This window comes from Neobacillus sp. WH10 (genome assembly GCF_030123405.1).
Taxonomy (GTDB): domain Bacteria; phylum Bacillota; class Bacilli; order Bacillales; family Cytobacillaceae; genus Neobacillus.
Genome location: NZ_CP126110.1, coordinates 2,601,980 through 2,623,460, shown reverse-complemented (window position 1 = coordinate 2,623,460; position 21,481 = coordinate 2,601,980). Strand labels below are relative to the sequence as shown.

The 21,481-nt window shown below is 35.0% G+C and carries 20 protein-coding genes and 1 other annotated feature; of the genes, 7 read left to right on the top strand and 13 right to left on the bottom strand.

What is annotated here, in order from left to right:
- Positions 1-1,490: 1,490 nt before the first annotated feature.
- The 3 genes from QNH20_RS12375 to QNH20_RS12365 all read right to left on the bottom strand — a co-directional run bounded on the left by QNH20_RS12375 (position 1,491) and on the right by QNH20_RS12365 (position 4,464).
- Complete coding sequence (locus QNH20_RS12375) at positions 1,491-2,156, bottom strand: hypothetical protein (RefSeq protein WP_283923174.1); 666 nt, start codon at positions 2,154-2,156, stop codon at positions 1,491-1,493.
- Between the two features lie 158 nt (positions 2,157-2,314).
- A complete protein-coding gene (locus QNH20_RS12370) occupies positions 2,315-3,310 on the bottom strand; it encodes a serine hydrolase domain-containing protein (RefSeq protein WP_283923173.1) in 996 nt (331 codons plus the stop codon).
- A gap of 851 nt (positions 3,311-4,161) precedes the next feature.
- Positions 4,162-4,464: a hypothetical protein gene (locus tag QNH20_RS12365; protein ID WP_283923172.1), complete on the bottom strand. Its 303-nt coding sequence runs from the start codon at positions 4,462-4,464 to the stop codon at positions 4,162-4,164.
- A 31-nt stretch (positions 4,465-4,495) separates the two neighbouring features.
- On the opposite strand from QNH20_RS12365, the gene QNH20_RS12360 reads away from it, so the two are divergent.
- Positions 4,496-5,014 carry a hypothetical protein gene (locus QNH20_RS12360; protein WP_283923171.1) on the top strand — a complete coding sequence of 173 codons (519 nt, stop codon included), beginning with the start codon at positions 4,496-4,498 and terminating at the stop codon, positions 5,012-5,014.
- Between the two features lie 488 nt (positions 5,015-5,502).
- Here QNH20_RS12360 and QNH20_RS12355 read toward each other — a convergent pair whose 3' ends face one another.
- Both QNH20_RS12355 and QNH20_RS12350 read right to left on the bottom strand, forming a co-directional pair.
- Positions 5,503-5,997, bottom strand: coding sequence for a cysteine hydrolase family protein (locus tag QNH20_RS12355; RefSeq protein ID WP_283923170.1), 495 nt, complete (start codon positions 5,995-5,997; stop codon positions 5,503-5,505).
- Positions 5,998-6,553: 556 nt separating this feature from the next.
- Entirely contained in the window at positions 6,554-6,793 is a 240-nt protein-coding gene (locus tag QNH20_RS12350; protein WP_283923169.1) for a hypothetical protein, read from the bottom strand.
- Between the two features lie 729 nt (positions 6,794-7,522).
- Here QNH20_RS12350 and QNH20_RS12345 point away from each other — a divergent pair.
- The 4 genes from QNH20_RS12345 to QNH20_RS12330 all read left to right on the top strand — a co-directional run bounded on the left by QNH20_RS12345 (position 7,523) and on the right by QNH20_RS12330 (position 10,787).
- The gene (locus QNH20_RS12345) at positions 7,523-8,638 is read left to right on the top strand and encodes an IS110 family RNA-guided transposase (RefSeq protein WP_283918661.1); all 1,116 of its coding nucleotides are present in this window, start codon (positions 7,523-7,525) and stop codon (positions 8,636-8,638) included.
- A gap of 888 nt (positions 8,639-9,526) precedes the next feature.
- Entirely contained in the window at positions 9,527-9,694 is a 168-nt protein-coding gene (locus QNH20_RS12340; protein ID WP_283923168.1) for a hypothetical protein, read from the top strand.
- A gap of 160 nt (positions 9,695-9,854) precedes the next feature.
- Complete coding sequence (locus QNH20_RS12335) at positions 9,855-10,367, top strand: DUF3231 family protein (protein WP_283923404.1); 513 nt, start codon at positions 9,855-9,857, stop codon at positions 10,365-10,367.
- A gap of 177 nt (positions 10,368-10,544) precedes the next feature.
- A complete protein-coding gene (locus QNH20_RS12330; protein ID WP_283923167.1) occupies positions 10,545-10,787 on the top strand; it encodes a WGxxGxxG family protein in 243 nt (80 codons plus the stop codon).
- A 422-nt stretch (positions 10,788-11,209) separates the two neighbouring features.
- Here QNH20_RS12330 and QNH20_RS12325 read toward each other — a convergent pair whose 3' ends face one another.
- Positions 11,210-11,680, bottom strand: coding sequence for a DUF6882 domain-containing protein (locus QNH20_RS12325; protein WP_283923166.1), 471 nt, complete (start codon positions 11,678-11,680; stop codon positions 11,210-11,212).
- A gap of 236 nt (positions 11,681-11,916) precedes the next feature.
- Positions 11,917-12,690, bottom strand: coding sequence for an SDR family oxidoreductase (locus tag QNH20_RS12320; RefSeq protein WP_283923165.1), 774 nt, complete (start codon positions 12,688-12,690; stop codon positions 11,917-11,919).
- A 775-nt stretch (positions 12,691-13,465) separates the two neighbouring features.
- On the opposite strand from QNH20_RS12320, the gene QNH20_RS12315 reads away from it, so the two are divergent.
- On the top strand, positions 13,466-14,197 hold the full coding sequence (locus tag QNH20_RS12315; protein WP_283923164.1) for a class I SAM-dependent methyltransferase: 732 nt from the start codon (positions 13,466-13,468) through the stop codon (positions 14,195-14,197).
- A 244-nt stretch (positions 14,198-14,441) separates the two neighbouring features.
- Here the strand turns inward: QNH20_RS12315 and QNH20_RS12310 are convergent, their stop codons facing one another.
- From QNH20_RS12310 to QNH20_RS12285, 6 genes are all read right to left on the bottom strand, one after another.
- Positions 14,442-15,047, bottom strand: coding sequence for a hypothetical protein (locus tag QNH20_RS12310; protein ID WP_283923163.1), 606 nt, complete (start codon positions 15,045-15,047; stop codon positions 14,442-14,444).
- Positions 15,048-15,227: 180 nt separating this feature from the next.
- A complete protein-coding gene (locus QNH20_RS12305) occupies positions 15,228-15,788 on the bottom strand; it encodes a GNAT family N-acetyltransferase (protein ID WP_283923162.1) in 561 nt (186 codons plus the stop codon).
- Positions 15,789-15,871: 83 nt separating this feature from the next.
- Positions 15,872-16,135 (bottom strand) — a binding site (T-box leader).
- Positions 16,136-16,759: 624 nt separating this feature from the next.
- A complete protein-coding gene (locus QNH20_RS12300; protein WP_283923161.1) occupies positions 16,760-16,966 on the bottom strand; it encodes a YjzC family protein in 207 nt (68 codons plus the stop codon).
- 169 nt (positions 16,967-17,135) lie between these two features.
- Positions 17,136-18,335, bottom strand: coding sequence for a hypothetical protein (locus QNH20_RS12295; RefSeq protein ID WP_283923160.1), 1,200 nt, complete (start codon positions 18,333-18,335; stop codon positions 17,136-17,138).
- A 286-nt stretch (positions 18,336-18,621) separates the two neighbouring features.
- Positions 18,622-19,119, bottom strand: a complete 498-nt coding sequence (locus QNH20_RS12290) for a histidine phosphatase family protein (RefSeq protein ID WP_283923159.1) — start codon at positions 19,117-19,119, stop codon at positions 18,622-18,624.
- Positions 19,120-19,295: 176 nt separating this feature from the next.
- Positions 19,296-19,715, bottom strand: a complete 420-nt coding sequence (locus tag QNH20_RS12285) for a GNAT family N-acetyltransferase (protein ID WP_283923158.1) — start codon at positions 19,713-19,715, stop codon at positions 19,296-19,298.
- A gap of 261 nt (positions 19,716-19,976) precedes the next feature.
- Here QNH20_RS12285 and QNH20_RS12280 point away from each other — a divergent pair, with 261 nt between their 5' ends.
- A complete protein-coding gene (locus QNH20_RS12280; protein ID WP_283918661.1) occupies positions 19,977-21,092 on the top strand; it encodes an IS110 family RNA-guided transposase in 1,116 nt (371 codons plus the stop codon).
- The last annotated feature ends 389 nt before the right edge of the window (positions 21,093-21,481 follow it).

Sequence of the window (21,481 nt, the reverse complement as noted above, 5' to 3'; positions counted from 1 at the left end):
GTTGTAATCTCTTAGGATCATATTTTACTAATTCTGCTATCCTTACTAGTTTTGTCCCCATTTATTATTCCTACCTCTGTTTGTAGTAAATGTGTCCCCAGCAAGAGTGATAACTGGTAGCTAGTCTTTCCTCCATCGGCATTACCCAACTTCATTGGTACTACACTGCTATCCGACTCCCTACACCGGCATTTGGTTTCCTTACTTTTTATCGCTTGTACACCATACTCTTCTAACAAGAAAAGACCGGTAGGGTCTCCCGAGTTGCCGTATCATATCAATGTGTAACGTGCCAAGGTCTCTGACTCCAGAGAGGTTTTATCCATCTTGCCTTTAACGAAGGATAAAATGTTTCTTTCTGCTGTTGGTAAAGCATCAGCCCTCTCGATTTACTAACATTATGGAGCTCAATCCCTTCAACCATTTGGCTTTCGGCCCGCCGTCGGGTAGAAAACAAACGCGCGCAATCAATATTTATTGATTCACGTTTCTTGTAGCCCCCCTACGATCCCGGACGGTCGGATTTCCCGAGTCCGGTTCTGACCTTGGAATAATCACTTACAAGCCTTCCCATACAACCGCAGGATTAAATGTCGGTACACATATTCCCCCATATTTGTAGGTTTACTTGTAAGCTAGTTTAAACATACTTTTATAGCTCAGAGTCTATAATGCTCAAACATTCCAAGTGCCCAGAGGTCCTTTGCCCTATCAAAGGTGTTACCTAGATTAGGAGTATAATTTGCTTATACTTAAGAAGACATTACTCTTCTCTCAAAGCTACTACGACCTCATGCGCCAGTCCTAAATCTTCCTATCAATTTCTAATATTTTACATCAATCTTCCCTTTCAAATTATCCCCTGTAACTATTAATAAATATATACCTGCTTTTTCTGCATTAAACTGGATTGCGTTCGTATCAATGTTTCCATATTCTCCATACGTCTCTTCTAGCTCTTTCATCTCGGTGCTTTTGACCGTTTCTTCCCGTAAGACATCGGTCTTCCCCCGTTAGATAAAGGTCGACGCTAAGCATATATCCCTCGAAACAGTTTCTCAGAGGGGCGTAGATTTCGGGACTGCAGTATTCGTTAAATCCTTCTGGCCTCTAGGTTTGCTCGCCACACAGACTGTTCCGACCTTATTCTCTCTGTGTAGAATAGGCCGCCGTGACTTTTACTTCCAAGCAGAACGTAGTTCGTTACCTCCCCACGCATTGGATATGCTAGTCATCCGAATCGGTCAATTGATGACAGGAGACTTTCACTCCATAAGATTCTCAGCCTTGACGGCTGCTGAACGAATTCAATAAAAAATGGATATTTATGTTGAAATATAGCTTAAAGATTATGAGGGTTTTCACTTAAACTAACTGGCATGTGTGCGGCCGAGCCTAGGTCGTATCATATAACGGGTGGGATTCCCGTCGAGTAAGAACTAGCCATTCACTCGTAGCGAGTCTTGGAGGGCTAAAGGTAACTTTAGTCTTTAAGCGTAGACAGTTAGGTGGACTAACTCCCCATTATTATCTAAAATATGATACCCATATCCTCCCCCATTCATTTGGTCAAAGGATATAAAACTCGTTACTACATCTCCCTTTTTTAAAGATATTGGAATCTCGTTTTTTCCATTGAAACGCTCAAACTCTGCGGAAAATGATGTTTTTGTCTTTTCTTCGATCCAATTTTCTTTTATAGTAAAGTCGATTAATCTTATACATAGCAGTAGAGGGAAGACTAAAAGTGAAATCCATACTAATTGCTTTTTTTTCTCTAAAAAATAGCAGCTAAAAGCATAGATAAATGCACATAATGCACCCACACTTCCAGCAATCAATGAAAACAAATTAATACCCATAATTGGAAAAAACACAATAAATCCTGCTAAACAGTGCAAAAGGATACTCGTCTTGAATGTGAACTCTCTCCATTTATACCTTACAAAATCGATTAACACTGTCATCACTAGTGCATATCCGCAAATTAATCCCCAAACATTTATATTTGACAAAGATACTGTAAACTCATACAAATCAAATCCGGTTCCCAAAATGATATATATACACATAATAAATACTAATAAACCAAGCGCTGCTAGTTTATTAAGTATGTACTCCATTACATTGTTATTTAATGCTTTTTCTAAAATCATAAATCCCCCTAAATGAAATTTTTTAATATGATATAATTATAGTATCAGATATTCACAAAAGATTTACAGAACAATCCGGCCCTTAAATGGCCAAAAGCGCTTTCCTTATTATAGGAAAGCGCCCAATTGTTGAAGATTATCTTAAAGCGAGCCGATATTTACCATTTGATCAAACCTTTGATATCTCTGAAAACCTTCCATACGTTACACCCAAAATTGCTTACCAATGTGATAAGCAATTCTTGTTGTTTATCGTATGAACTATAAAAACTTATGCCAGGATCGTAGCCTTCAAAGTGGAAATCAAACGTGCCTTCTTCTTTTTTATCCAACCAAATCCCATACCCATAGCATTCTTCTTTCACTTGAGGAGTTAACATTTCTTTTAACATTTCCTTCGATATCAATTGACCCTTCATCAGACTGGCCCAGAACTTTTCAACATCTATTACAGTAGTAAATGCTCCCCCTGCTCCTGTTCCTTTTACGTCAACACTGTAAATATTGGTATAAAACTCTTGCCTGCTGTCATCATATAAATACCCGTTTGCACATTGAGCAGGCAATCTGTCCAGCTCATAATATCCCGTATTCAACATACCGCAAGGAATAAAAACATGTTCATTAAGATATACATCAAATGAAGAGCCAGTAATGGCCTCAACAATAAGACCAAGAACAACAAATCCTGTATTATTGTATTGAAATCTATCTCCTGCAGGATACATCATCGGCTTATGAATAAATAATGGAATGATATCCGATGATGTGCGAATTTTATAATTGGGGTAATCTATCCACAGTTCGTCATAATCTTCCATGACAGACTCATCAAAATAGTCGGGTATTCCCGATGTATGATTAAGCAACTGCCTGATGGTGATATGAGGATCAATATTCTTTAAATCAAAATTCAAGATGTCCCCGATACAACTATCAAAAGATAATCGACTTTGTTCAATCAGTTGCAAAATGGCTATGGCAACAAATACTTTTCCTGCTGAGGCTGTTGCAAACTTTGTATCAATCTCATTTGATACTTTATTTGGTAAATCCGCGTATCCAAAGGCTTTACGGTATACATTTTTACCATTTTGAGTGATCGATATGACCCCACTAAAATCCTCGTTTATACATTCGTCAAACCCCATCATTTCTCTCTCCTTTAAGCAAACTTATATTGATGTATGCAAGTATTAATTTTGCTCATTCTTCCCTCCAACGTTTTATTAACGAACAACATTTCGTTCTTTTTGGGACATTCGCATTCTTTATTTCGTAAATATCCCCCTTTCAGAAAAAGATTCAAATGACAAGTAGCATTACACCTTACCACATGTTTTGTCTCGGATATAAACAACTTCGTCTCGCTTACGAATATTCCTTCTTTTATTCCACAATTTGGCCCTTTTCATGAAGAAAGACGCTTTCCTTATTTCAGAAAATCGCCCTTTAATTGAATAACTTTACTGGTGTTTTTAAACAACTTTATTGTCATTCAACCTTTAAAAGGTACTATTCACAAGCTTTTTGTTTTGTGTACAAATTGATTTTTAGTAAAAAGCCTAACTAAGACCACGGTCGTATTGGAAAATAAAACCTGAGACTGTGTTAACCAAAGAAGTGTTTATGTAAACTAAATTTAATAACAGAATAGAATAGAGAAGGGGAAATATTAAAAGGTTCTTAATAATCTATTTCAATGGGAATGTCGGAAAGGCATCATGATGGAAATTAAGCGTATAAGTGATTATTTTGTAGCTACTGATGGACGATAGCGAAAGACAGGTAACGATCTTGAAACTTAAAGGAGCTGTTTTACTATCAATAAGGAGATCCTCAATGGCGAAGAAGTTACCAAGACGGATGGTGCAACCAAGATTGCGAAATCGGTTGAAAAAAAATCGGTCGTACAATCCTATTTACGAGCGTGGGCTGCACTCGGGGCATGCACTGTAACGCTAGTTGCAATTATATTGAAATCCTTTTTGCCTCACGCACCGGACTATACAATGGGTTTTGCTCCAACGTGGGTTACGGCTTTCGCTGCAATATTGGGAGTGATCGCATTGCTGTTATCAATTGGTTGGCCGCGTGTAAGAATCATGCCACGTCTAATCGTGCTAATTGGTGCTTGGGGTGCTTGTATTCTACTAGTCTGGTCATCAGCTGGTATCGTCTTTGACGCACTCCGCACGGCCGCTGTACTTGGAATACCTGGTTTACCACCCGTCGTGGACTGGTCAGGGTTTGCGACCCGGACTGTTAGCCTCATAGGGGCAACACTGCTGGCTTTGACTACCGTCACCTTTCAGCGTGTATCCCGCGGTGCATGTGTCGTGTGTGGCCACGGGTCCTTGAACAAGGGAAAGATTCGATCGAATGTATGGATTGGCTATACTGCTTTCATACTGTCATTTCCATACCCCTTGTTGAAAATTTACTGGTCGCTCGGTGGGACCCTAGGGGGCGGTCAAAACTTCGGTCATCATTCTGCGTATGGAGAAGTTTTAGTTTTTGGTGCTAGTGCATTGCTTTCCCTTGCACTTGTCCAGAGATGGGGGCGTATCTTCCCTCGTTGGGTGCCATTATTTTCTGGCAAAAAAGTTCCTCGCTGGATTCTTATCACTGGAGGTTGGATTGCTACCTGTATGACTGCTCCTATGGGGTTTTTAGCAATATTTGGATCCGTTATGCAGGGACTGGGTCTAGCTGATGGTCCAGTGCGTTTCGATGGCAACGGATTGATGGTATCCATGGTTTACGGAGGGTGGATGTTGTTGGGTATCGCTCTTGGCGGAGCCACCTGGGTCTATCAGCAACAAACAAGATCCAGCTGCGCACAATGTGGCAGATAACCATTATCAATGGAATCGTTGGGGAAACTTTATTGTAAATGTAACAACTTTATTTGTAATGAAACATCTTTATTGTCATTCAACAATTACCAAAAACCAGTATTTTTGTAACATTTGTATATTACCTAACTAGCCTTGGATTTTATTAGATTCTTTCGTTACCTGTCATTTTAGGAAGTAATTTGCGCTTATTTTAAGTGATATTTTGCACATCCAACTTTTTTGTAGCTTTAAAATCTATCAAGACCTAATTCGTAAAAAGTCATATAAAATAGAGGTTGATACATATTAGTCATGTATAATATGTATCGACCTCATACTTCTTTTTCAATTATCGCGCCCGATTGTTGAAGATCATTAATCTAATCTTATTGAAAATAGGCACCCATTAGCTGAGTACCTTATTTTTAAATACCCCAAAAAATTTATCGCCCCTCGGAGCAGGGTATTTGTTAAGGACTACTCATCTTGATAAAAGCAATTCTTTTCTATAAAAAAGTTAAAAATCTATTATTCCAGAGATTCTCATGATGCTCAATGATTGTTTTAGCTCCTAGAAGTTCACTGTTAAGTGTGGTAGTTAACCCTTTTTTCATAAATAATTTATATCCTAATCCATGAGCCATTCTAATAGTTGTATCTACACAATATTCAGTTTGTGCGCCACAGATTTCAAGTTTATTTATATTTAATTTCCTTAGTTGTTCATTCAAATCAGTCTTGTAAAATGAGTTTGCATGTGTTTTGTTGATATAGATATCTGTATCTTTAGCATCTAGTTCCGGAAATAGTTGCCATTCTGGAGAATTAAGAACCAGATCACTATCATTATGTTGAACAAAAATTACAGGATTGTTTTTTTCTCTAAATAAACGAATTCTTTGATTAACCCTATTTAATACATTCGCTAAGTTATAAAGTGGAACATTTTCAGGCTGAACACCCTTTTGCAAGTCAATAATTATTAATGCTGTATTTTCCATAATTATTATTCTCCTCATACCTTTTTTAATAATTAATCTATTTAACGATATCACAAAAAGTTTTCCTTATGTTCTTTTTTTCTTTTCAAGGAAAAAAAGATGCACTGAATATTCTCAAAGGGTTCAGATGATTTGGATGGTACCATTAGTTTATTAACAGAAGATGATTTAGCAAAAGTCTCGAGTCAAAGCTTTTTTAATCATCTTACCAAATTGAACTAAATAGCTTATTACTTCAATAAGAAAAGCGATTACCTTTGTTAAGCAATCGCGCCCTAAACATAAAGAAAAAGCACAATTCTTGCTGCAGAATTGCGCCCGATTGTGGAAGATCCAGATAATAATTATGATAGCTGCCTTAAGCTTGTTTAACTAACGCACCCTATAAGAACAAGCACCCTCTACTCTGTTAATATAACATTAATTTTATCTATTAAATGACTTTTACTTCGGTATTCATTCCGTTCATACCTTATTTAGAAACATGTCCAAAAAAAAGCCATGGGGAGAAACCCCAAGGCTTTCATGCAAATAGATGATAGGTTGTCCATTCCCTTTAAGCACTTGGAACGTTAGGAATCAAACTACGAATAGCTTCGAGTAGTCCGTTTACGGCAGCTGTTTGAGCAGATGTAAGTGGACTAGAGCCATCTGTAAATACGGTAACACAGATTGGGCAAGCTTCGACATGAATGCCCAATAGGTTAATAGCAAGTCCACCAGGTACGTTGACAGTAAGAATTGGTGTTGAACCAGCAGGAGGAGTACATGTAGTACAGTTTGTTAGAAGACCCATAGAAATCACCCCCTTTTTAAAAAGATATTATATTAATATGATAGAAGGCAGCCCTCGGAAATAGACATTTGGACAAACTTTTTAAAAATGGGTAAAGGTATACTTCTTCAAATCCATTATAAAATAGAATGCTCAATATAACTTCTCACTTAAATTACAAGTATTTGTATGTTAATACATTTCAAAATTATTTTCGTATAACACTTATGATTGTTTTATATCATATATAAATAACACCCCCATACACCATTTGCTACCTTTGAAACAAAATGTGTGTTGTTGTGGTGGTTGTAGTAGTTGTTGTGCTCTCTTTAACAACTGTTCTTTATGGACGATTGTTTTTATATTACAAAATATTGGTTTAAGGGGAATTAAAATATCCTCGGTATTGTACTCTTTTAACTACACTAATCTATAAATTGGACATAGCATGTATTAACTTTCTATTCCCTTCTAAAAAGTGGCTCTGTGCCACTCTTTTCTTTGTAAATTGGGTCAAGTACGACAAAAAAAGAGATGGATTATCATCTATATTCTTCCACTAAACTGCCATTTACTTGAAGAAGAAAAAGGCATTACCTCATTGTTGAAGTAATGCTACCCGTTAGCTTAAGTTATCATGAACGAAACTAGCTCCTTACTCGTAACACCGTAGGTTAATTTGGTTACACTGTTTACTGGAAAAAAACAAACCAAATCAGAGCTACATTACGGAAGGAGCTAGTTATTATGAAGGATACCATAAAATATGTAGGTTTAGACGTTTCAAAAGAAAAAATTGCCGTTGCCATTGCAGATGAAGGTCGTGATGAGCCAAGGTATTGGGGAATGATTCCTAACACACCGGAATCCATTAGAAAGTTAATAAAAAAGCTTGGAGAAAAAGAGAATCTTCGAGTGTGTTATGAAGCTGGACCAACTGGCTATTGTTTATATCGGTTTTTTCTTAGCCTAGGAATTGAATGTGAAGTGATCGCACCATCTTTAATCCCTAAAAAACCAGGTGAGCGCATCAAAACTGACCGTAGGGATTCGATTAAACTAGCAAAATTATTCCGTGCAGGTGAATTAACGTCTGTTTATGTGCCGACAGAAGATGATGAAGCCCTTCGGGATTTAGTTCGTGCCCGTGAAGATGCCAAAGAAGATGAATTAAGAGCCAAACATCGATTATCGAAATTCCTTTTACGCAATGATATTCACCCTCCTTTCAAAGGAAAAAAGTGGACTCGTAGATATCGTGAATGGTTAAATACTCTAAAATTTGAGCGTTCTGCATCCAAAGTAGTTTTTCAAGAGTATCTGCACCATTTGCAAGAAATTGAGCAAAGGGTAAAACGGTTAGAGGAAGAAATAAAATTACAATCAACCGAAGGTTACCATGCGCCAATGATTCAAGCACTCCAATCATTAAGGGGAATAGCTATGATTACAGCTACTAGTCTTGTGGCTGAGATTGGATCATTTAAAAGATTTGCTTCTCCAAAAAAATTTATGTCTTACATTGGGTTAATTCCAAGTGAAAGTTCTAGTGGTGAAATCAGAAGGCAAGGGAATATTACCAAAACAGGAAATCGTCATGTTCGTCGTTTGCTTGTAGAAGCAGCCTGGAGTTATCGATTTCCGCCTGCTATAAAGGGGGATTTAAAGAAAAGACTCGAAGGACAGTTGCCCAATGTTCAAATGATCTCATGGAAAGCTCAAAATCGCCTGCATAAAAAGTATTTTCGTTTACTATCACGTGGAAAGTCATTTGGGAAGGCACTAACAGCCGTTGCAAGAGAATTAGCAGGATTTATCTGGGCAGTAACTCAAGAGATTGAAAATAACACTATTGCAAAGTAATAGTTACTAATAAAAGTAATATCAATTTTTGTTAAAAGTTGGAGCATAGGGCTCGGAGGCAAAGGTAAAAACCGGTAAGGAGAAACCACGAAATGTACTTGTGATATGCCTATGTAGGCTAACTCACGTTTTAAGTTAGTGGAAGCTCCTTTATACGGAAAGATAAAATGTGAAAACCCACGAATATCAGAGTGCTAACCGCAGTTGAGATTTTTGCCTTCGTGCCGTGTGCTTAACTTTTTATATCAACATGAAAGGAGAAATTTATTCATTCTCAGCTTTAAAAAGTATCTCAATCTCCAAATTGCCTGTCAAGGAAAGCACTTGACAGCCAATTTGGAGATTGAGGAGCTGTCAGTAAGCTGAGAAGGAGATACCCTAGCCTTGAAAAAGGCTGAACCCCAACTAATAAGCAAAGAAGCCGAAAAACGCTTCTCTTCTTAGAGTTGCCCAAAAACCGAAACCAAAATCAAATTGGTAGGGAGCATTGACAGTTTCGTTCATATCAGTACATTTCTTCACAATATAATCAAATTGCATACTAATTCTTGGTCAAAAAACTTCTTTAAGCAATTCAACATTAGTCCAATCCATTACTTAAATTTTTTATAAAATGAAATAGAATAATGGTTTTTTTTCATAAGCTTTGACCACCACTTTTGGAAGCGTCTACCCTGCGTTTCTTCTTTTTTTTCGTATTTTTAGCCAATAAGCCCAGACAAAAATACAAACATTACCGTAAACTTTATTAGATCCATATATCTCACTTCTTTGAACAGGCACCAATCCCTACGTGTCCTGTTCTTTATTTATTGTTAAAATTATTCATTGAATTTTTTTTATCCAATGAAAGAAAATAATTTAAACAAAATTACGGAGATGATTAAAATGAACTATTACAATAAAATTCAAAGTATTTTAGGTGTTGATGTACGTGCACGCTATTGTAATGAAGAAAGTAAAAATTATGACCCCTTCAAAAACCCTTTAATACATAAACAAATACATGGTCGTGAGATTGTTCCACTTGATGTTGCGAAATTGTGGGGAAAATAACTATTCTCCTAAGTGCACCTCCAATTTGATTGGTAACAAAGTTTATATCATTAATCTTGGTATATTTCTTATCATTCCGTTAAAAACTAATCCTTGTGGATTTCGAACATCCAACAAAAAGGAGAAAGAGATAATGTCTTTCAATTTAAGGAGTGTTTTTATGGGAATTCTAAGTGGTAATCCTCAAAATGAGCCTATGCATTATGGTGAAGTCTTTGGTACATGGACTTACCTAACTGTTGAAAAAGGACTTTATGCTGGATACCAAATCTTTGCAAATCACACTGGTGACGATGACCTCAAAAAACTTATTGAAGAAGTATTACAAGGTTTAAAACAAGAAATGAATCAAACTGAAGAGCTACTAAAAGCAAATGGTGTAGGACTTCCACCTTCACCCCCAGACCGTCCAACAGCAGATTTAGAAAGTATACCAGTAGGTGCAAGATTTTCAGACCCTGAAATTAGTGCTTCAATTTCAAAGGATATCGCTGCTGGTTTAGTAGCGTGCAGTCAAATAATTGGGCAATGTATTCGTGAAGATGTTGCTTTAATGTTTGGTCAATTCCATATGGCCAAAGCCCTTTTAGGTGCAAAATTTTTAAAGCTTAATAAAGAAAAAGGCTGGTTAATCCCACCACCACTGCACTTACAAGTACCTGAAAAAAATTAATTCTCTTAAAGCAAAGTCCATTTTTCCCAAGCCTAATGGACTTTGTTTTTTATACATTTCATTAGTTACTGCAATTTTGTACTAATAATTTTTCCTTTTATAAACGTTATTGTCTTGAATAATTTTTCTCGAAATTACAAACGTTAAAGTTAATCTCTATGATTGGAGGAAAAAACTGTGTTTAAAAAAATTCTTTATTCATCCTTTGCTCTGTTGTTTGCTGCAATGCTGTATGGAATGTCAACTGGTTATGCTCATACCCCTGTCACAAAATCCGACAGTAACAAAGTCTTCCATGTTGCTCAAAACGGTAATGACATTAATAATGATGACAATGACGATAACGACATGGATTGGGGTTGGATTGGTTTAATTGGTTTAGCAGGTCTATTTGGTTTGAGAAGGAACGATAGGAAATAAAAGACTTAACAAATTTTAAGTCCTCATTTTGAGGACTTTTTTCTGTCCTCTTAATTAACTACCTGCTTAATATGAGTATTTTATTCGAAAGATGAAATACTAAAATTTCCTATTAGATATCTCTATTAAAGACAAAATACATATACCAATACAAATAACACCAATAATTAGAAGAGGAATTACAATTTCTAAACTCAACTAAACACCTCCAAAAATACATAAATAATTACTTCATCTTTTGAATCAAATACTCATTAAGCGTTTTTTCTTCTTCAACTGCCAATTAGCTCAAGAAGAAAGCCACCAAAATTGGCAGCTGGATCTTTAACTCTTGCACCCGTTACTTTAAGTGTAAAGGTTCACAAATTCAAATTATTTGCACTTGTAGCTTTAAGTAAAAAACAAAGGGTTGTCCCCCGTCCTTAAAGTTTAGAAAAATTCTGTGACATAATAGCCATAAACAAATGACTTTTCCCATCAGGCGATATGTACATTCCTTCGGCATTCAGGTGTTCTACGGCGAATGCTGTTAATTCGTGTGCCATAGCTTCATCACATTTAAAGTATGGATTAGCAAAAATGTCGTAACCAGTTACCTGTTGTAATTCTTTTAGTACGATGGATTGATTTCTTGTCTGATGAATCATACTTTCATTACCCCAAGCCCACATCCAGGTATCACTATTACTGGACCATGAACCTATAAAAACAACGTTAAATTCTAATTTTACTTCACTATCAGTTTTAAATTGTAAAATTGAACCTTCTTGACTATACCAATACTCTTCAAAGCTACCTATTCCATATTTTTGAAAGAGTTTGCCTTGCTTAGATTCTAATTTGTCATAGCAATAATCAAGATAATCATCAAATTGGTCATCCGTCATTGACAATGTACATTCCCCGTTTCAAAAAATTGAACTGCATTTATCTATTCAACGATGGCAAACTAAATTCCTTTTTCCACTATCCTTCTTACGTTACCACAATAACAAAAAGGGATAGCCGCAGCCATCCAATCTTTAACATAAGCACCCGTTACTTTAAGTGCAACCCTTCACAAACTCTCATAAATCCTTAAGAAATCATATACAAAAAGGCTCTAGAACCAGAGCCTTTTAAGTTTGACCTATCTTTTAAATCCACCTTCAGAATGAATAATCTGACCAGTAATCCATTCTGCTTCATCACTCACCAAAAATTTAATTGTTTTTGCAACGTCTCTTGGCTCACCAATCCTACCGAAAGGAAACTTCTGTATTAATTCACTTTTTATTTCCTCTGACATCCATCCTGTATCAGTTGGACCTGGATTTATTGCATTAACCGTTATTCCCAAAGGGGCTAGTTCAGCAGACAATGTTATAGTAAGTGCATCTACCGCCCCTTTTGTTGTTGCATATGCTAATTCACCAGGCATTGGTCCTTGAAATTGTCCTGAAGTAATATTGACAATTCTTCCTCCAGATTCCTTCTTAAAGTTCCGGGCAAATTTACTACTTAATAGTGTCGTTGCTCGAACATTAACCATATAGTGTTTATCTAATTCTTCGGCAGTTAAATTAGAAAAATTGTTGTTTGTCGAGTAGGCTGCGTTATTAATCAATATATCAGGATAACCAAGCTGTGCAGAAACTCTATTTAAAAGTTGTTCTGGTGCATCATATTGAGTTAAATCCAACTCCATACACGACACCTTAACACCTTTTTTTATTAAATCATCTTTTAATTTCATAGGCTCATCTAGACTAATGCTCCAAGGCATTTTTTTATCATACTCTGTCCAATATGTAAAAAATATATTATAGCCCGTTTCGGCTAACTCTTTACAAATAGCTGCTCCAATTCCTTTAAGACGGCTTGCACCCGTAATAATAGCAATTTTATTTTTTAATTGGTTCATAATACTTTTCCTCCAATAAAAGGACGCATAAATAAGGGCAACAGGAGATATAATAGTTTCCACAAAAAAGACAGACACACAAGAGGCATCCATCCATAAAAAGGGTATTAGAAGCAAAATAATGCAGTCCTTGAATGATTATAGATAGTAAATAAACTCTCCTATATGAAAAGTAAAAAACTAATTTTCCTAATTATTACAAGTTCTTCCACATCTCGAATCTTTAACCCCTTTCAATATCCCCACTATGTTTAATTTAACATAAAGGATAAATATTACAAAAGTAAATTTAAGCATAATACTTTAGTTCTTTTTCATCTCCTGCCCGTTAGTCGAATAAGAAAAAGGCTGCTTTTTTGGCTTAACCCGTTCGGTTTAGGGAGAGAAAACCTTAAAAACACATTACTAACAGGAAAAAATAAAATTTAAATAGCCTGAATTTTTGCACATAAAGACAATAAAAACACACTAAAAAATCTAACGAGAACCGATAAGGGAAAGAAACTTTTAAATTAGAGTATGAATTCGCAGACTAATTCGTATAGCGATTTGGTCTTCTTTTTTATTATTAACGCAGTGTAAAGTCAATTAATATTGTATTAGCAATCAAATTTTTACGCGGACAACAGTTATTTCCACTCATAGAATTGATATGCTAAATTTTGTTAAAATGCAAATTAATTCTAGAATTTGACATTTTATATGATAAAATATCCCAAGGCTATGAACTTACGCAATATTACAACAATCGTGTGCGAAAGGGGAAATGATTTGTATGGAATTTAGAGGAGCAAGTGTTTATGATCAAGAGGAGTTTTTTTCAAATTATATGAAGAGAAAGGGTAGAAAGGATAGCCCCAACAATGCTATAGAAAGTCCTATCATTTATGAACTCATCGGTGATTTTCAAAATAAAAGTATACTAGACTTAGGATGCGGCGATGCATCGTTTGGAAAGGAATTACTAAATCAAGATGCAGCTTTTTACACTGGCATAGAAGGCTCTAAACAAATGGTAGCATCTGCAAGTCTTAACCTGGCTAATGAAAACGGGATGATTCATAACGAGACAATGGAATCATACAGTTATCCAACGAACAAATTTGATATTGTAACTTCTCGTTTTGCAATACACTATGTGGCAGACATTCATTTACTGTTTCAAAATGTACATAAAGCCTTAAAAGATAATGGTAAGTTTGTGTTCAGTATTCAACATCCCCTCACTACTTCATCTTTTATAAGTAAACAATCAGGAGATAAACGTGGCAACTGGATAGTTGATGACTATTTTCTTGAAGGGGAAAGAAAAGAACCTTGGATTGATCAAATAGTAGTAAAATACCATCGAACAATTGAACATTACTTTACCGTTCTTACTAAGTGTGGTTTTTCAATAGTTGGTTTACGCGAAGGAACACCAAAACGCGAACATTTTACCAACGATGAAGAATTTGCAAGAAGACAAAGGATCCCAGTCGTACTAGCGTTTTCTTGTACGAAATGAGCAGTGGAATAGATAAAGAAAAACGCTTGAATTCCATAACTGGTTCTGTTTTAAAGTACAAAACTTAAAATAATTGGGGAAATTACAAGTTAAATCGCACACAAAATGACACCGTAATTAGTACAGAGTTATTTGTATGCAAATAACTAAGCACAGTCGAATGACCGTGCTTAGTTTTTATTTATTATATTTTCTTCTTCAACTAAAGCACCAGATAGTTCAAGAAGAAATTTCTGTTTAATATCTAAGTATTATTAGAAATTCTAACACCATTAGGGTCAACAATGTTCGATGATAAGAACCCTTTTATTAGGGCTTCCTTAATAGTGACTTCATCACCAACTTCTGAAATAATACTATTAATTGGTTTATTAAACAAAATGGAAAGGTCGTTATTTAATCCCTTCATTTTAGTTTCCAATTTTAATTCTTCTATTTTTATGTTATCAGTCAAAGAGTCTATTGCGTCTTCGTTTACTTGGAGTTCTATCCTAAAATTATAAGGTGTAGTAATAAAGGTTCTCCGTTCACCTTTATCAACTTCCCAATTCATTTTTGCTGCATTTTCACATATATTACCTTGTTCTTCTTCTGAAACTAAAAAGCCAATATGGTCAAACATAATCTTCTTTCCAAAACCAAAAGTAATATTTACTGCCCCTTTTCTTACCTCTATAATACGAAGAAGAATCTTTTTTCCACGAAAATCATCCCACGTTAATGGTGGATTAAAGGCTTGAAAATCGCCATTGTATTTTCCTATGCGTTGAGAAATACGGAATCCATTTTCTAAATAAAACTTTTCTGTTTCTTCTACATATGGGGTCCAAAAATGATAATGAAAAAGCATAAGGTCTCCTTTTTAATAATCTATTTTTATTATCTATTCGATTCAAAAATTGGAATTCCTTCTTCAACTACCCTGCCAGATAGTTTAAGTACAACATTTCACAATCTTTCTTGTAGAAAAAAAGGCGACCTTCTTCTTGAAGTATCGCACCCTATAGTTTAAGTGTAACCCTTCACAAAGTTACTTTATTACCGAATAAATACAAGTGTGAGTTAGCTTGCTACCATCTGCGGATAAATCCTCATTCCTTAAAATACCTTCTAGTAAAAAAACTAGTTTTTCTGGGATTGAACGACTTTTAAAGTTTGTTGATTCACATCTTATTTCAATTCTTCTAAATTGTATTTGATTAAATCCAAGGTTTGTTAACTCATTTACGGCTTCTGTCATATATCCATTGCCACTAAATCTGGTATTGATCCAATATCCGATTTCACATTTAGGAATATCCCAGTCAATTCCCTGAAGACTCGTTGTTCCAATAAAATCATTAGTACCCTTATGAAAGATAAGATAACGAAAACTTTCTCTTTTCAAAAAATTTATATGAGCATTTCTCAAGTTAATTTCTGTTTCTTCAACAGTAGGAAGTTCTTGGGCAAAAGGCAACCATACTTTTAACTCATTTAAATGTCTAATTGCTTGGTTTACAATATTCCCGTCACCAGTTTGAAGTGGTGCTCGAAGAATTAGTCTGTCTGTTTCTAATTGTAACGGAACATCTAATAACAAAGGATTCATATAATTTCTCCTCTCCGAAATTTACAAATTAAGTTCTATTGAAACTTGTGCAATAAAAAAACTCTCACCCCCAAGAAATAATTCTTGAGGACGAGAGTTATAATTTCGTGGTACCACCTCAGTTTGTTGTTATGTCGCCATACCAACCTCTTCGGGTACGGCAAATTAAATAATTGAGTTATACCCTATCTCTATAACAGGAGATTCCGTCGCAGCATCACTATAAATTATTAGATCCGTGCAAAGCTCCGAGTCTTTCTTCATTAAGATTATTATTACTCCTTCCCACCGACTGGAGCTATCTGAAAATAATTAATCAAAACTACTCTTCTCTTCATAGCCTTCATTATAAGATTAACTAGATATTATTGGAATTATATGGGTTTGTCAATGATATTTTTTAACATTCCTTATTAAACTATTCTGCCAATTAGTTTAAGTAATTTTTCTTCAAAATCTTACTTAGAGAAATGGTTGCATCAATCCTATAAAAGAACTCTTCTCCTTTGGGAGAGACAACTAAAAATTAAATAATCAAAAGACAGTCCAATGATAAAATTATGCGATTTATCTTTAATAAAACGTCAGATGGAGAAAAATTAACACCTTCTAAGAATAGGGAATTATAATAATGTTTTCCAAATAAATGATATAATCTGTATAAAATCGCATAGAAATTAGCATACATTTTTACCCCCTACTAACAACTTATAGTAAAGGTTCAAATGTTATGTGTTTTTAAATGCTAATTGCATTGCTAAATACATATCTATGTTATCGGTCAAGGAAGGATTAGCGGTCTTTTGTGTGGAATATCTTATTGAACAAACGTGGCAGGTTAGCTAACCTGCCACTTTAGTTCAAGAAAAACAGCTACAATCAAGGAAAGGTACCCTATGGAGGAATGATGAAAAAATAAAAGGCATCCAAATTGATGGATGCTTTAACTACAAATCGCAATTTTTATATCATCATTGTACGAGTTTCCAACAATGCTGTCGATTTCTTACTTCACTTGAACCTTTATGTTCGATTTTTATGGAATAAGGACTTAACATTGGTAAAATCTCTCCCTGATTCACATAAATTTGCTGAGCTCTTTTAACCTTGCCGCCTCCCTGACCTACTTCAACATACTTACCTGATACAGGTGCAGTTTCGCCTGGTTTCAAAATCATTTACACAACCCCTTTATTAAAAATAATCATACTAATCCATCATATTAGGTGTGGGGAAATGTTATTACTCAGATTGTTAAACTGCACCGTTAGCATAAAAAAAATAGCCGCCAAGAAAGGCCGCTAGATCTTCAACTCTTGCTACCCATTAGTTGAAGAAGAAATAGTTCTAATTCAAGTATAAATGCAAGACATTTTCCTGTTTCACATACCTTCCCTTTATTAATCCGATACCATCAATTATAAGAGAATCAACTTCTTCAATGGGATTATGCTTTAATATTAGTTGCAATTTAGTTATTTTTTGTAGTCCATCTTTACAATATGCAATAACAGGTTGTTGTACAAGATAGTCATCATTGCCAATTCTTACTTTTATAAAATTCTTATGTAAAAACCTATCTTCCAATAGAACGATATTCATCGGATCAAAGGATTTAGCAATAATTTCACCTTCAATAAATAGATGAATTCCTTTTTGTTGTTCAAAATTATCAAATGCATTTTTTCTATTTTGTATAGCAAGCTCTATTGCTTTCTCTGTATCAGAACTTATTTCTACGTCACTTATCTTTATAAATTCATCCGAAAATTGTTTTAATATATCGTATAATGTTTCCTCTTTATCCCAAAAACTCTCCTTCCAGTGTGGTGACAAGTCATCCAGTAACAGACACATATACAAACCTGAACTATAACAACTCCTTCGTATGTCAGAAGTGGATTCATATTGGTTAATAAGGTGTTGTCCATATTTCTTTAAAACTGAACTGTAATTAATCGGGCTTTTATCCGAGTAAGCTTTGAGTTCAACATACCACGCGGGTCCTTCAACTGTTTCAATTAAGTTTTCGTATAATAGATAATCGTTTATTATGGCAGTTCTTTTTTCTCTTAATGCAATGAAAGTATTAATATATTGTTTCTTTTTAAGAATATTACTTTCTAACACCGCACTATAAAGGTTGTTTCTTTCCTGATTTCGTAATTCCACATTTTCTTTTGATAACGGATATGCGATGCCCAGAATTTCATTGGGAAACCTTGATTCTTTGTTAATATATTGAAAACCGTGGAATAATTCGTGTACGAGAATAGAATATAAACTTTCAAAGTCATCATACAATTCCAGATTTACAATCGCTGTTGGATAATCATCAAAAAGGATAAGTGTACAACCATTAAATTGTTCATTCCAATTTAAAATCTGATAATTATTTTGTTGAGTTTTTGTCATTCTTGGATGGTTGAAAAGATAAACATAACTCTTATCATATAATGCGTAAGCAACCGATTCAAAACCTAACCAATAATTATCCAATTTTGCATCTGCTAGGTCTTGGGCAATTCGTTTAATATATTTATTCATCCTTTTCATCCTCTATAAATAATTCCGTAATATTTATATTCTATTAGGACTGAAAAAACCCTTTTTAAAATGGGGGCTTATTCAACTAAACTGCCAGTTAGTTGAATAAGAAAAAGGCTACCGCAGCAACCCCTGCTGTTCAACTAAAGCACCCTATAGTTTAAGTGTAATTATTCACAATCAACTTAAATATCCTATGAATTACGTTGTTAATGAAACTACATTAAATTATTACTTACTTCCAGATTCGCTTTACTTCTTTTAGTGTCGTTCCATCAAAAGTTAGTTAATAAATATCTGGCATATTTAGTTCTTTCCAAAAACTAAAACCATATTTTTTATCAAAATAATTCATTATTAGTACCAATATATTACCGTGTGTTCCTACTACAATGTTTTTACCTTCATATTTTTCTAAAACCTTTAAAGTTGCTTCAACGCCTCGTTTCTGTGCAATAATATTGGATTCTCCACCTTCCCAAGCAAAGGCAGGTTCCTCCCAAACTTTAGTGATAGCTAAATCAAAATTCTCAACAGGAACTTCAGACAATATCCGTTCCTTAAAACCATTCTCAATTATAACTTCTTTACCTGTAAAATCTATAACTCCTTCGACTGTTTGAACTGCCCTTTTATAAGGACTTGAAATCACATAATCTATATTTTCTTTTTTAAAAATTCGATTAATTTTTTCTGCGTCAGCCTGACCTGACAAAGGTCTTCTTAATTCATCAGGTGTATACGTTGAATGAGCGTGTAGTACAAAATACAAGCTAGTTAGCAAATTTTCCTCTCCTATATCTTTCTTATTTCTATAAAAGGATAAATTCAACAACTGTAATAATTTTCCTTATCCAAGTAAACTGGCCCGTTAGAGCTTAATAAGGAATAAGGGTTACTGGGAGAACAATTGATTTAAGATTGATTGTTGTTTTCTCCTATAAATAATATCTATTATCTTTATTTTTTTGAAATTACAGTAAACATCCCCGTCATGTTGGGTGAGTAATCTTTAAAATCATATTTTTCATAGAACGATTCTTTACCTTGTGATGCAAACAAACCGACAAACGCCTTATCTGGGGCATTCCGATTTAAGTATTCGACCAAAATATTCATTATTTCCTTTCCAATGCCATTTTTTTGATAAGCTGGATGGACCACTATATCTTGAATATAGAAATAGATAGCCCCATCGCCAACAATTCTCCCCATGCCCACAATTTGTTCATTATCATTGACTGTAATACAGTGAATAGAATTCCTTAATGATGTTTCCACTACCTCAAAATTCATATAATTAGTCCATCCCACAGAATCGCACAGATATTTGTATTCTTCCAATGTTGGAATGTTATTCTTAATCTCATATTTTTTCAAATTGTATCCTCCAAGACCTCAATTTCACCAATTATATTATTCGACATCGTTTTATCTATTCCTCTTGTTCAACTCCTGTTAGTGAAACAAGAAAAGCTGCCAAATTAGCAGCTTCGATCTTTAACTTAAGCACCCGATAGTTTAAGTTATCATGAACGAAACTAGCTCCTTACTCGTAACACCGTAGGTTAATTTGGTTACACTGTTTACTGGAAAAAAACAAACCAAATCAGAGCTACATTACGGAAGGAGCTAGTTATTATGAAGGATACCATAAAATATGTAGGTTTAGACGTTTCAAAAGAAAAAATTGCCGTTGCCATTGCAGATGAAGGTCGTGATGAGCCAAGGTATTGGGGAATGATTCCTAACACACCGGAATCCATTAGAAAGTTAATAAAAAAGCTTGGAGAAAAAGAGAATCTTCGAGTGTGTTATGAAGCTGGACCAACTGGCTATTGTTTATATCGGTTTTTTCTTAGCCTAGGAATTGAATGTGAAGTGATCGCACCATCTTTAATCCCTAAAAAACCAGGTGAGCGCATCAAAACTGACCGTAGGGATTCGATTAAACTAGCAAAATTATTCCGTGCAGGTGAATTAACGTCTGTTTATGTGCCGACAGAAGATGATGAAGCCCTTCGGGATTTAGTTCGTGCCCGTGAAGATGCCAAAGAAGATGAATTAAGAGCCAAACATCGATTATCGAAATTCCTTTTACGCAATGATATTCACCCTCCTTTCAAAGGAAAAAAGTGGACTCGTAGATATCGTGAATGGTTAAATACTCTAAAATTTGAGCGTTCTGCATCCAAAGTAGTTTTTCAAGAGTATCTGCACCATTTGCAAGAAATTGAGCAAAGGGTAAAACGGTTAGAGGAAGAAATAAAATTACAATCAACCGAAGGTTACCATGCGCCAATGATTCAAGCACTCCAATCATTAAGGGGAATAGCTATGATTACAGCTACTAGTCTTGTGGCTGAGATTGGATCATTTAAAAGATTTGCTTCTCCAAAAAAATTTATGTCTTACATTGGGTTAATTCCAAGTGAAAGTTCTAGTGGTGAAATCAGAAGGCAAGGGAATATTACCAAAACAGGAAATCGTCATGTTCGTCGTTTGCTTGTAGAAGCAGCCTGGAGTTATCGATTTCCGCCTGCTATAAAGGGGGATTTAAAGAAAAGACTCGAAGGACAGTTGCCCAATGTTCAAATGATCTCATGGAAAGCTCAAAATCGCCTGCATAAAAAGTATTTTCGTTTACTATCACGTGGAAAGTCATTTGGGAAGGCACTAACAGCCGTTGCAAGAGAATTAGCAGGATTTATCTGGGCAGTAACTCAAGAGATTGAAAATAACACTATTGCAAAGTAATAGTTACTAATAAAAGTAATATCAATTTTTGTTAAAAGTTGGAGCATAGGGCTCGGAGGCAAAGGTAAAAACCGGTAAGGAGAAACCACGAAATGTACTTGTGATATGCCTATGTAGGCTAACTCACGTTTTAAGTTAGTGGAAGCTCCTTTATACGGAAAGATAAAATGTGAAAACCCACGAATATCAGAGTGCTAACCGCAGTTGAGATTTTTGCCTTCGTGCCGTGTGCTTAACTTTTTATATCAACATGAAAGGAGAAATTTATTCATTCTCAGCTTTAAAAAGTATCTCAATCTCCAAATTGCCTGTCAAGGAAAGCACTTGACAGCCAATTTGGAGATTGAGGAGCTGTCAGTAAGCTGAGAAGGAGATACCCTAGCCTTGAA